The 12724-nt window shown below is 68.8% G+C and carries 10 protein-coding genes; 9 read left to right on the top strand and 1 reads right to left on the bottom strand.

Annotated elements, in window-relative coordinates; translation table 11 throughout:
• Positions 1–8: 8 nt before the first annotated feature.
• Entirely contained in the window at positions 9–1775 is a 1767-nt protein-coding gene (locus E5CHR_RS12730; protein ID WP_162580105.1) for a bifunctional protein-serine/threonine kinase/phosphatase, read from the bottom strand.
• Positions 1776–1842: 67 nt separating this feature from the next.
• Here E5CHR_RS12730 and nirB point away from each other — a divergent pair, with 67 nt between their 5' ends.
• From nirB to E5CHR_RS12685, 9 genes are all read left to right on the top strand, one after another.
• On the top strand, positions 1843–4311 hold the full coding sequence (gene nirB / locus E5CHR_RS12725) for a nitrite reductase large subunit NirB (protein WP_162580103.1): 2469 nt from the start codon (positions 1843–1845) through the stop codon (positions 4309–4311).
• A gap of 14 nt (positions 4312–4325) precedes the next feature.
• Positions 4326–4751, top strand: coding sequence for a nitrite reductase small subunit NirD (nirD, locus tag E5CHR_RS12720; RefSeq protein WP_162580101.1), 426 nt, complete (start codon positions 4326–4328; stop codon positions 4749–4751).
• Between the two features lie 19 nt (positions 4752–4770).
• On the top strand, positions 4771–7566 hold the full coding sequence (locus E5CHR_RS12715; protein ID WP_162580099.1) for a nitrate reductase: 2796 nt from the start codon (positions 4771–4773) through the stop codon (positions 7564–7566).
• A gap of 98 nt (positions 7567–7664) precedes the next feature.
• Positions 7665–8579 carry a DNA-binding protein YbiB gene (gene ybiB, locus E5CHR_RS12710; RefSeq protein WP_162580097.1) on the top strand — a complete coding sequence of 305 codons (915 nt, stop codon included), beginning with the start codon at positions 7665–7667 and terminating at the stop codon, positions 8577–8579.
• Complete coding sequence (cobA, locus tag E5CHR_RS12705; RefSeq protein ID WP_162580095.1) at positions 8576–9370, top strand: uroporphyrinogen-III C-methyltransferase; 795 nt, start codon at positions 8576–8578, stop codon at positions 9368–9370. The genes ybiB and cobA overlap by 4 nt, the downstream gene beginning before the upstream one ends.
• Before the next feature lie 79 nt (positions 9371–9449).
• A complete protein-coding gene (locus E5CHR_RS12700; RefSeq protein ID WP_162580093.1) occupies positions 9450–10580 on the top strand; it encodes a sterol desaturase family protein in 1131 nt (376 codons plus the stop codon).
• Entirely contained in the window at positions 10580–11824 is a 1245-nt protein-coding gene (locus E5CHR_RS12695) for an NAD(P)/FAD-dependent oxidoreductase (RefSeq protein ID WP_162580091.1), read from the top strand. The genes E5CHR_RS12700 and E5CHR_RS12695 overlap by 1 nt, the downstream gene beginning before the upstream one ends.
• A 98-nt stretch (positions 11825–11922) precedes the next feature.
• Complete coding sequence (rpsU, locus tag E5CHR_RS12690) at positions 11923–12135, top strand: 30S ribosomal protein S21 (RefSeq protein ID WP_007833691.1); 213 nt, start codon at positions 11923–11925, stop codon at positions 12133–12135.
• A gap of 110 nt (positions 12136–12245) precedes the next feature.
• On the top strand, positions 12246–12695 hold the full coding sequence (locus E5CHR_RS12685) for a GatB/YqeY domain-containing protein (protein ID WP_162580089.1): 450 nt from the start codon (positions 12246–12248) through the stop codon (positions 12693–12695).
• The last annotated feature ends 29 nt before the right edge of the window (positions 12696–12724 follow it).

Below are 12724 nucleotides of genomic sequence, written 5' to 3'. Positions count from 1 at the left end.
TCCCGCGCTCAGCGCGGCAGGAACAACAACCAATAGACGAGCAGCGCGTTGAACAGCAGCGACGCGGCCAGCGCGGCCTTCCACAGCAGCGCGGGGTCGCGGCGCACAAGCGGCGTGGCAGCCGGCGCGCCGACCGGACGGGCGGCGCCGCGCTCCAGCGCCAGCAGCATTTCCTCGGCGGTCTCGAAGCGCTGGTGCGCATCGCGCGCCACCGCCTTGCGCACCAGGTGGTCGAGCCAGACCGGCACGTCCGGCCGGATGCGCGACAGGGCGACGGGGTCGCGCCGGTAGCGCGCGGCCTGGTAGGGCTCGATCTCGCCATAGGGAAGGCGCCCGCCGAGCCATTGGTAGAGGACCACGCCCAGCGCGAACAGGTCGCTGCCGGCGTCGGGCACGGCGCCCTCCCATTGCTCCGGGTTCATGAAGCTGGGCGTGCCCGCATGCAGCTCGCGCTGCGCGGCGCCTTCCCGGCCCGAAAGCGCCACGCCCAGGTCGAGGATGCGCCAGCAGCCGTCGTCCCCGAGGTGCAGGTTGCCGGGCTTGATGTCCCGGTGCACCACGCCGTGGCGGTGCAGCCGGCCCAGGGCCTTGCAGATCTGGACGGCGGCCGCGACCACCTCGGCGACCGTCGGGCGCGCGCGGGCCTGCAGCATCTGCTCGATGGTGCGGCCGCCATGCCAGTCGAACACGGTATAGAGCGCGGTGGCGTCGCCGGCGCGCTCGTGCACGCGCACGAAGCCGTGCTCGCCGGGCGTCTTCGTCGGGTCGCCGTCGCCTGCGCCCTTCGTGCGCGTGACTTCGTGGGGCCGGGCGGCGCCCACGCGCAGCCCGAGCCACGCCTCGTGCGCCAGCATGGCGCGTTCTTCCGGGTCGCTGGCACGCGACGGGTGCAGCGTCTTGATGGCCACCAGCGCACGGCTGTTCAGGTGGCGTGCCTGGTAGAGCCTGTGCACGCCGGTATCGGCCACCAGCGCGGTAATGGCGTAGCCGTCGAGCACATCGCCCACCTTCAGCGCCGCGGGCGGCGCGAGCCGTCGTGCATCGCCCAGCTCGTCGTGCAGCTGCCGGGCATCCAGGCCCAGCACGCGGATGACCAGCGCGGTCGCGTTGTCGCGCGTGCCGGCGGCGATGGCGGCGGCGACCAGCGCATCGCTCGCCTGTTGGGCGCCGTCGGCGAGCGCAAGCTCGGCCACGCGCGCCGGCTTGAGCACGCCGTGCACGCCATCGGTGCTGAGCACGAAGCAGTCGCCCACGCGCAGGTCGCCCTGCAGGTAGTCGACCCGCACGTGGTCGTCCAGGCCCACGGCGCGCGTCAGCCGGCTGCGCAGGTCCAGGTGGTCCAGCGCATGGTCGACGGTCAGCGGCGTGGCGGCGCCCTCGCCCTTGCGCACGCGCCAGGCGCGCGTGTCGCCCACGTGGGCCAGCGTGTAGCTCTGCCCGTGCAGGGCCAGCGCGGTCAGCGTGGTCATGGCGCTGTCCTGGCGGCGGCGGCGGTTGTGATCGGCCAGCCAGGCGTTCTGGGCAGCGATCAGCCGGTCCATGGCCGCGGTCGGCTCCCAGGTGTCGGGCGTGGCGAAGTAGTCGCCCAGCAAGCCGATCACGGTGGTCTGCGCAGCCTCCAGGCCATGGCCGCCCGAAGAGACGCCGTCGGCAATGGCTGCGATCAGCCCGCGCGATTCCTCGCCACGCGGCGCATGCACTGCGCCGGCGAAGTCCTCGTTCTGCGGGCGCGGGCCGCGATGGCTGCTGTAGCCGATTTCCACCTCGAAGGTCATGGCGCGCGATTGTCCACGCAGCCCGCCATGCACACCCACTTTGCTTGAGTCCAGAAAGGTCCCACCCATGAAGAAGATGAAACTCGTGATGGTCGGCAACGGCATGGCCGGCGTGCGTACCGTCGAGGAGCTGCTCAAGATCGAGCCCGAGCTCTACGACATCACCGTCTTCGGCGCCGAGCCGCATCCCAACTACAACCGCATCCTCCTGTCGCCGGTGCTCGCAGGCGAACAGACGGTGGACGAGATCATCCTCAACAGCTGGGAGTGGTACGCCGAGAACAACATCACCTTGCATGCCGGCAGGAAGGTGGCCGAAGTCGACCGCGTCAGGCGCATCGTTCGCGCCGAGGACGGCACCGAGGCCGAGTACGACCGCCTTCTGATGTGCACCGGCTCCACGCCCTTCATGCTGCCGGTGCCCGGCAAGGACCTCGAGGGTGTGATCGCCTACCGCGACATCGCCGACACCGACTACATGATCGAGACCGCGAGGACGCACAAGAACGCGGTCGTCATCGGCGGCGGTCTGCTGGGCCTGGAAGCCGCCAACGGACTGATGCTGCGCGGCATGAACGTGACGGTGGTGCACGTGATGCCGTGGCTGATGGAACGCCAGCTCGACGACGTGGCCGGCAAGCTGCTGCAGAAGTCGCTGGAGGACCGGGGGCTGAAGTTCCTGATCGGCGCACAGACGCAGGAGCTGGTCGGCGACGGCGATGACGGCAAGAGCGGGCGCGTCAAGGCGATCCGCTTCAAGGACGGCACCGAAGCAGCGGCCGATCTGGTCGTGATGGCCGTGGGCATCCGCCCCAACGTGGAGCTCGCGCAGAAGATGCGCCTGCATTGCGACCGCGGCATCGTCGTCAACGACACCATGCAGACGGTGACCGACGCACGCATCTACTCGGTCGGCGAATGCGCGGCCCACCGCGGCGTCGCCTACGGCCTGGTCGCTCCGCTGTTCGAGCAGGCCAAGGTGGCGGCCAACCACCTGGCGCACTTCGGCATCGGGCGCTACTCGGGCTCGCTCACCTCGACCAAGCTCAAGGTGACCGGCATCGATCTCTTCTCCGCCGGCAACTTCATGGGCGGCGAGGGCTGCGAGGAGATCGTGATGAGCGATCCCTTCGGCGGCGTCTACAAGAAGCTCGTGATCAAGGAAGACAAGCTGGTCGGCGCTTGCTTGTACGGCGACACGGTGGACGGCAGCTGGTACTTCAAGCTGCTGCGCGACGGCCGCAGCGTGAACGACATCCGCGACAAGCTGATGTTCGGGGAGTCGAACATCGGCGACACGGGCCATGAAGGCCACAGCAAGGCGGCCAGCATGCCGGACGACGCCGAGGTCTGCGGCTGCAACGGTGTCAACAAGGGCACCATCTGCAAGGCGATCAAGGACAAGGGCCTGTTCACGCTGGAAGAAGTCAAGAAGCACACCAAGGCCAGCGCCTCCTGCGGATCGTGCACCGGGCTGGTGGAGCAGATCCTGATGTTCACCGCCGGAGGCGACTACTCGGCCGCGCCGAAGAAGAAGGCCCTTTGCGGCTGCACCGACACCAGCCACCAGGACGTGCGCGAAGCGATCCGCAAGGAGCACTGGCTGACCCACGCGGAGGTGTACCGCGGCCTGGGCTGGCGCACGCCCAACGGCTGCTCCAGCTGCCGGCCGGCGATCAACTACTACCTGATCTCGACCTGGCCCAAGGAGGCGAAGGACGATCCGCAGAGCCGCTTCATCAACGAACGCAGCCACGCCAACATCCAGAAGGACGGCACCTACTCGGTGATCCCGCGCATGTGGGGCGGCCACACCACGCCCGATGAGTTGCGCCGCATCGCCGACGCAGCCGACAAGTACCAGATCCCGACCGTCAAGGTCACCGGCGGCCAGCGCATCGACCTGCTGGGCGTGAAGAAGGAAGACCTGGCCAACGTCTGGAAGGACATCGGGATGCCCTCGGGCTTCGCCTACGCCAAGTCGCTGCGCACGGTGAAGACCTGCGTGGGCAGCGAGTGGTGCCGCTTCGGCACCCAGGATTCGACCCAGATGGGCAAGGACCTCGAGCGCGCCCTGTGGGCCATGTATGCGCCGCACAAGGTCAAGCTCGCCGTCTCGGGCTGCCCGCGCAACTGCGCCGAGGCCGGTATCAAGGACGTGGGCGTGATCGGTGTCGATTCGGGCTGGGAGATCTACGTCGGCGGCAACGGCGGCATCAAGACCGAGGTGGCGCAGTTCCTGGTCAAGCTCAAGACTTCGGAGGAGGTCATGGCGTACGCGGGCGCCTTCCTGCAGCTCTACCGCGAGGAGGGCTGGTACCTCGAGCGCACGGTGCACTACATCGGACGCGTCGGCCTGGACTATGTGAAAAAGCGCATCGTCGAGGACGCCGAGGGCCGCCAGGCGCTGTGGGAACGGCTGCAGTTCGCGCTCGATGGCGAGCCCGATCCGTGGTTCGAGTCCAGCCAGGCTTCGGTCGACGTGCGGCAATTCACGCCGGTGGCCGTGGTGGACAACGCCGCCCAGCCGGCCTGAAAGGGGAAGACACGATGAGCGAATGGAAAGTCATCTGCCGCGTCGACGACATCCCGGTGCTCGGCGCGCGCCGCGTGACGCGGCCCGTGGGCGTGGACGTCGCCGTGTTCCGCAATGCCGAGAACCAGGTCTTCGCACTGCTCGACCGCTGCCCGCACAAGGGCGGGCCGCTGTCGCAGGGCATCGTGTTCGGCACCAGCGTGGCCTGCCCGCTGCACAACTGGACTGTCGGCCTGGACGACGGCTGTGCGAAGTCGCCCGACGAGGGCTGCACACCGCGCTTCGCCTGCAAGGTCGAAGGCGAGCAGGTGATGCTGGACGCGCGCGAGCTGGAGACGCTGGCGCTCGACCTGGCCCCGCCTCGTGCAGGCCCGGGCGCTGCGACGGCCGGCAAGCTGGGCGACGAGAGCTTCGACGTGCAGGCGCCTCACGGCGCGTAGGCGCAGAAGGCATGCGGCCATGAAAGAAACCCGCTCCACCTGCCCCTACTGCGGCGTGGGCTGTGGCGTGATCATCGAATCCGAAGGCGAGCAGATCACCGGCGTGCGCGGTGATCCGGACCACCCTGCCAACTTCGGCCGGCTCTGCACCAAGGGCTCGACGCTGCATCTCACCGCGAGCGCGGCCGTCACGATGCAGACGCGCCTTCTGCAGCCCATGCGCCGCGCCCTCAGGGACGCAACGCCGCAGCCGATCAGCTGGGGCACCGCGCTCGACACCGCCGCGGATACGTTCGCGCGGGTCATCCGCGACCACGGGCCCGACGCCGTCGGCTTCTACGTCTCCGGGCAGTTGCTCACCGAGGACTACTATGTCTTCAACAAGCTGGCCAAGGGCCTGATCGGCACCAACAACATCGACACCAACTCACGCCTGTGCATGAGCAGCGCGGTGGCGGGCTACAAGAAGACGCTGGGTGCCGACGCACCGCCGGCCTGCTACGACGACTTCCAGCACGCGCAGTGCCTCTTCATCACCGGCAGCAACACGGCCTGGGCGCACCCGATCCTGTTCCGCCGCATCGAGGACGCGAAGGCGGCCAACCCGGCGATGAAGATCATCGTGGCCGACCCGCGCCGCACCGACACCTGCGAGATCGCCGACCTGCACCTGGCGCTGCAGCCCGGCACCGACGTGATGCTCTTCCACGGCATGCTGCACCTGATGCTCTGGGAAGGCTGGACCGATGCCGCCTACATCGCAGCCCACACCAGCGGCTTCGACGAACTCAAGCGCACGGTGCGCGACTGCACGCCCGAGCGCGTGGCCCAGGTCTGCGGCATCGCCAAGGAAGACCTGCTGGAGGCTGCACGCCTCTTCGCCACGTCAGCCACGACGCTGAGCCTCTACTGCCAGGGCCTCAACCAGTCGAGCTCGGGCACTGCAAAGAACGCGGCGCTGATCAACCTGCATCTCGCCACCGGCCAGATCGGCAAGCCGGGCGCCGGCCCTTTCTCGCTGACCGGGCAGCCGAACGCGATGGGCGGGCGCGAGGTGGGCGGACTGGCCAACCTGCTCTCGGCGCACCGCGACCTGGCCAACCCCGCGCATCGCGCGGAGGTGGCCGCGCTGTGGGGCGTGCCCTCGGTGCCGGAGAAGCCCGGCAAGACCGCGGTCGAGATGTTCCAGGCCGCGGCAGACGGCGAGATCCGGGCACTCTGGATCGCCTGCACCAACCCGGCCCAGTCCCTGCCCGACCAAGCCACCGTGCGGCGCGCCCTGGAGCGCTGCGAGTTCGTGGTCGTGCAGGAGGCCTTCTCGACCACCGCCACCTGCGACTACGCCGACCTCCTGCTGCCGGCCACCACCTGGGGCGAGAAGGACGGCACCGTCACCAACAGCGAGCGCCGCATCTCGCGCGTGCGCAATGCCGTGGCCCGGCCCGGCGAGACGCGGGACGACTGGCTGATCGCCGCCGACTTTGCGCGCCGGCTCGAAACCCGGCTCGGGCGCACGGCCACGCTGTTTCCGTATGCCGATGCCGAGTCGGTGTGGAACGAGCATCGCGAAAGCACCCGCGGCCGCGACCTCGACATCACCGGCATGAGCTACGCCCTGCTGGACGCCGCGCCGCAACAGTGGCCGCTGCGAGAAGGCGAATCCACCGGCCGCGCGCGGCTCTACGAGGACGGCGTGTTCCCCACGCCCGATGGCCGCGCGCGCTTTGCGGACGTCGCCTACAAGCCGGTGGCCGAGCCGCGCGATGCGCGCCATCCCTTCTCCCTCACCACCGGCCGCCTGCGCGACCAGTGGCATGGCATGAGCCGCACCGGCACCCTGGGCCGCCTGTTCGGCCATGTGCCGGAACCCTCGATCCAGATGCATCCCCAGGACATGGCGCGGCGCCAGCTGCGCGAAGGCGAGCTGGTGCACGTCACCTCGCGGCGCGGTTCGATCGTGTTGCCCGTGGCGGGCAGCACGGACCTGGGCCTGAGCCAGGCTTTCATCGCCATGCATTGGGGCGGGGAATACCTGAGCGGCCGGTCCAGCACCGGCGAGCGGCTGGCCGGTGTCAACGTGCTCACCACGCCGGCCTTCTGCCCCGATTCGAAGCAGCCCGAACTCAAGCACGCAGCCGTGAAGATCCTCAAGGCCGAGCTCCCCTGGTCCCTGCTGGCGATGGGCTGGCTGCCGGAGGACGCCGCCCTGCGCGTGCGGGAGGCTTTGTGCGCGCTGATGCCAGCTTTCGTATTCGCAAGCTGCGTGCCCTTCGGCGCCGGCGGCGCCCTGCAGGGCAGCGGACGCGAACGCACCGGCGTGCTGTTGCGCGCCGCCGCGTACGAGGCGCCTCCCGACGAACTGCTGGCCCGCATCGAGGCGCTGCTGGCGCTGGACGGCGCCGACAGCCTGCGCTATGCCGACAGGAAGCATGGCCAGCGGCGAGCCGCGCGGCTGGTGCGCGATGGCGAGGACGCGCGCCTCGAAGCCTTCCTGCTGGCTGGCGACACGCGCGCCGAGGCCTGGATCAAGGCCATCCTCCAGGACCGGCTGCCCGCCCAGGCCTACGGACGCCAGTTGCTGAAGCCGGGCGCGGCGGCCCCGGCCGGCGTCGCATCGCGGGGCAAGACGGTCTGCAGTTGCTTCGGCATCACGCAGACCGCCATCGAGGAACAGCTGGCAGACACCCCGGGGTCGGACGGCGAGCGGCTGGGCGCATTGCAGGGGGCGCTGAAGTGCGGCACCAACTGCGGGTCCTGCCTGCCCGAGCTCAAGCGGATGGTCCGGGCGCGCCCGGCACTGGCGAGCGCCTCATGAGGCTCCGTTCGCGCGGCGCGCCCCTCGCCCCTGCTGCACGCCGGGGCATAAGCGACCGCGCCGTGCGGCATAAGGCTTGCGGGACAATTCGCACACCCATGGGAATCAGCCACTACATCAAGGAAATCGGCCGGGGCGCGCGCGGCGCGAAGCCGCTCGACCGCGAGCAGGCCCGCGACCTCTTCGGCCAGGTGCTCGACGGCAGCGTGACCGACCTGGAGATCGGCGCCTTCTGCCTGGCCATGCGCATCAAGGGCGAGACGCCCGAGGAGATGGCGGGCTTTCTCGATGCGACCCACGCCCGGCTCGCGCGCTTCCCGGCCACCGGCCGGCCGCTGGTGGTGCTGCCCAGCTACAACGGCGCACGCCGTCTGCCCGTGCTCACGCCGCTGCTGGCGCTGCTGCTGGCGCGTGAAGGCTTGCCCGTACTGGTGCACGGCGCGGCCACAGAATCGTCGCGGGTGCTGGCCTCCAACGTGCTCGGCGCACTCGGCGTGCAGCCGGTCGAGCGCGTGCGGCCCATCGCCGCCGGCGAGGTGGTGTTCGCGCCGACCGGCCTGCTCAGCCCCGGCCTCAAGCGCCTGCTCGACGTGCGCCGCGTGGTCGGCCTTCGCAATCCAGCCCACAGCGTGGTCAAACTGATGCAGCCCTGCGAAGGCGATTGCGTCGTCGTCGGCAGCTACACGCACCCGGCCTACGCGGAATCGATGGCCGCCACCTTCGAGCTGCTCGGCATGAACGCACTGCTGTCGCGCGGGCTCGAGGGCGAGAGCGTGGCCGATCCGCGCCGCACCGCGCAGGTCGACGGCTTCGTGCGCGGGCGGCGCATTCCACTGCAGGCGCAGCAGCCCGGAACGCAGTCCGAGGTGCCCGGCCTGCCGACGGAAATCGATGTCCAGACCACGGCCGACTACACGCGCCGCGTCCTGGACGGCATGACCCCAGCGCCGGCGGCGATCAATCAGCAGGTGCAACAAGTCCTGCAACTTACCCGAGACGTGGAGCGCGCATGAGCCTTCTTTCCTTTTCCCAAGGCAGTTGCACACTGGTCGGCGCCGGCCCCGGCGACCCCGAACTGCTGACGATCAAGGCCGTCAAGGCCATCCAGGCCGCGACGGTGCTGCTGGTCGATGACCTGGTGAGCGACGAGATCCTGGCCAGCTACGCGCGGCCCGGCGCGCGCATCGTCCATGTGGGCAAGCGAGGCGGCTGCAAGAGCACGCCGCAGGCCTTCATCGAGCGACTCATGATCACGGCGGTGCGCGAGGGCGAGACCGTGGTGCGCCTCAAGGGCGGCGATCCCTTCATCTTCGGCCGCGGCGGCGAGGAGGTGGAGCACTTGCGCGAGGAAGGCATCGAGGTGCGGGTGATCAACGGCATCACGGCGGGCCTCGCGGCCGTCACCGCACTGGGCGTGCCGCTCACGCACCGCGATCACGCGCAGGGCGTGGTCTTCGTAACCGGGCATGCCAAGACCGGGCACGCGGCCCACGAGCACCCCACCGACTGGCGCCAGTTGGCTGCGACAGCGCGCGACGCGCATCTCACGCTCGTGATCTACATGGGCGTGGCGGGGGTCGCGCACATCCAGCACGAGCTGCTGCGCGGCCTCGGGGGCGATACGCCGGTGGCGGTGATCCAGCACGCCAGCCTGCCGCAGCAGCGCCACGTCGTGACCACGCTTCAGCGTCTGCCGCTGGACCTGGCGGCCGCCGGACTGGGCAGCCCTGCCGTGATCGTGGTGGGCGACGTGCTGCGCGGCCTGGCGGCTGCGGGCCTGCCGGCCACGCGATTCGGCACCTGAACCGGCCGTTCGGCCAGTCGGCACGCCGAGGCCGCGGTCCTAGAATCCCCGGGTCGAAAAACTACGGGCGGAGACGGACATGCTGGAACTCGAGAAACTCAACGAATTCGTCGAGAGCCACGGCGAGTTGCAGCGCGGCCGCGGCCTGGTCACCGGCACCATTGCGCTGTCGCTGGGCATCCTCTGCCTCCTGGGCGTGCTGGTCTTCCACTTCCCGCAATACCTGAGCACGCCCGAGCTGCGCCGCAGCTACAACGTCGACGTGATGCGCATGGTGCTGCTTGCGGCCATGGTGGTCGCCGGTGGGCTGGCGCTGGTCAACATCATCTTCAACCGCTCGCGCTGGCTCTCCGCCTTCGCCTTCCTGCTGGTGGTGGCCGCGGCGCTGCTGGGCGGGCACAAGGTGCCGGTCAACGACTTCGCGGACAACACGCCCTACATCGGGCTCGACTGGTTCATCCTCGACCTGCTGGGCTCCTCGCTGATCTTCATCTTCATCGAGAAGCTGTTCGCCCACCGCAAGGAGCAGCCGGTGTTCCGCGCCGAGTGGCAGACCGATTTCCACCACTTCGTGGTCAACCACATGATCGTGGGCTTCGTGCTGTTGGCCACCAACCTGCTGGTGCACAAGCTCTTCGGCTGGGCGGCCAACGACGGAATTCGCGGGTGGGTCGCGGGGCTGCCCTTCTGGGCCGGGCTGCTGCTGATCATCCTGGTGGCCGACCTGGTGCAGTACTGGACGCACCGCGCCTACCACGAGGTGCCGCTGCTGTGGCGCCTGCATGCAGTGCACCACAGCGTGAAGAGCATGGACTGGCTGGCCGGCTCGCGCCAGCACATCCTCGAATTGCTGATCACCCGCACGCTGGTGCTGGCGCCGATCTACGTGCTGGGCTTCAGCAAGGAAGTCATCGACGCCTACATCGTGGTGGTGGGCTTCCAGGCCGTGTTCAACCATGCCAACGTGAGCGTGAGGCTCGGGCCGCTGCGCTATGTGATCGTCACCCCTAACTTCCACCACTGGCACCACAGCCAGGACGACGAGGCGATCGACAAGAACTACGCGGCCCACTATGCCTTCCTCGACTATCTCTTCGGTACGGCGGTGAAGAGCACCCGCCTCTGGCCTGAGCGCTATGGCGTGGTGGGCGACTACGTGCCGAACGGCTTCCTGAAGCAGCTGAAGTTTCCGTTCCTGTGGAAGGGCTGATGGGGGGATCGAGCACATTCGACGCAATCGTCGTCGGTGCGGGCGCAGCAGGACTGTTCTGCGCGGGGCTCGCGGGCCAACGCGGCCTGAAGGTGCTGCTGATCGACCACGCCGAACGCATCGCGGAAAAGATCCGGATCTCCGGAGGCGGGCGCGCAAACTTCACCAACCGCGACCTGGACGTGCGCGCGCCGCAGCGCCATTTCATCGGCGAGAACCCGAACTTCTGCCGCTCGGCGCTCTCGCGCTACACCCCGCAGCAGTTCATCGAACTGGTTCAGCGCCACGGCATCGCCTTCCATGAAAAGCACAGGGGACAGCTCTTCTGCGATGGTTCGTCGCAGCAGATCATCGACATGCTGCTGGCAGAGTGCGCGGCAGGGGGTGTGACGCACTGGCAGCCGTGCAGCATCGACGAGATCGCCTTCGCACCGGACGAGGGCTATCGCCTGAAGACTCGCCGCGGCGAGGTGCGTGCGCCGCGATTGGTGGTGGCGACCGGCGGCCTTTCGATTCCCCAGATCGGCGCGAGCGACTTCGGCTACCGGCTGGCGACTCAGTTCGGCCTGCGCGTGGTCCCGCCGCGCCCTGCCCTGGTCCCCTTGACCTTCGGCGGCGAAGCCTGGGCGCCCTACGCCGACCTCGCCGGCCTCGCACTGCCGGTGCAGATCGCGACCGGGAGCAAGAAGACGCGTACGGTCTTCCTCGAGGACCTGCTCTTCACCCATCGCGGGCTTTCCGGCCCGGCAGTGCTGCAGATATCGAGCTACTGGCAGCCGGGCTCACCGCTCGACGTCGACTTCGCGCCCGGCGTGGACGTGCAGGCAGCGCTGGCCGACGCCAAGCAGCGATCGCGCAAGCGCATTGCCAACGAGCTCGCCGGGCTGGTGCCGGCACGGCTGGCCGACGCCTGGGTGAAACAGGACTCGGCGCTGCAGCGTCCGATCAACGAGGCGGCCGACCGGGCGCTCGCGGCGCTCGCCGAGCGCATCGCCCGCTGGCAGATCACGCCGAGCGGGACCGAGGGCTACAAGAAAGCGGAAGTCACGGCCGGCGGCGTCGACACCCGCGACCTGTCCTCGCAGACCATGGAATCGAAGCAGCCGGGCCTTTATTTCATCGGCGAGGTGGTGGACGTCACCGGCTGGCTGGGCGGCTACAACTTTCAGTGGGCCTGGGCCAGCGCGCATGCCTGTGCGCAGGCACTGGCACTGCGCAGTGATCAGGCTATAATGCCCGGCTAACTTTGGCCACCCCTCAACGGCCTACCCCTTTCGTGTTGAGGAAACCCGGCCCGGGGCCCGATCTTCCCCAAGCCAAAAATCAAGCAACCGATTTTTAAATGACCACTATCCGCGTTAAAGAAAACGAGCCCTTCGACGTCGCGCTTCGCCGCTTCAAGCGCACCATCGAAAAGCTCGGCCTGCTGACCGACCTGCGCGCCCGCGAGTTCTATGAAAAGCCGACCGCCGAGCGCAAGCGCAAGAAGGCAGCCGCGGTCAAGCGCCACTACAAGCGTGTGCGCAGCATGCAGCTCCCCAAGAAGCTGTACTGATCTGGCACCCACCGCGTCGGACTTGCGCCGACGCCCATGCCGAGCCCCCGAGCCGCGCCAGGAAAACCTGCCGCGGCTCTTGTCTTTTCCGCCCCTCCGAAAGCAAAGCCATGAGCCTCAAGGACCAGATCACCGAAGACATGAAGACCGCCATGCGCGCCAAGGACTCGGAGCGCCTGGGCACCATTCGCCTGTTGTTGGCCGCCCTCAAGCAGAAGGAAGTCGACGAGCGCATCGAGCTGGACGACGCGATGGTCGTCGCCATCGTCGACAAGCTGGTGAAGCAGCGCAAGGACTCGGTCACCGCCTTCACCCAGGGCGGCCGCGCCGATCTGGCCGACAAGGAAGCCGCCGAGATCAAGGTGCTGGAGGTCTACCTGCCGCAGCGCATGGGGGCCGAGGAGATCGCGGCCGAGGTCAAGGCCATCGTGGCAGAACTCGGCGCCAAGGGACCTGGCGACATGGGCAAGGTAATGGGCGCCGTCAAGACCCGCCTGGCGGGCAAGGCCGACATGGGCCTGGTCAGCGCCGCCGTCAAGGCCGTGCTTTCGGGCGCCTGAGCAGAGGCCGGCCCAACCGCTTGGCGGTG

It is taken from the genome of Variovorax sp. PBS-H4 (assembly GCF_901827205.1).
GTDB lineage: Bacteria > Pseudomonadota > Gammaproteobacteria > Burkholderiales > Burkholderiaceae_C > Variovorax.
Note: the sequence above shows the minus strand (reverse complement) of the source record. Positions and strands in the feature narration are given on the sequence as shown.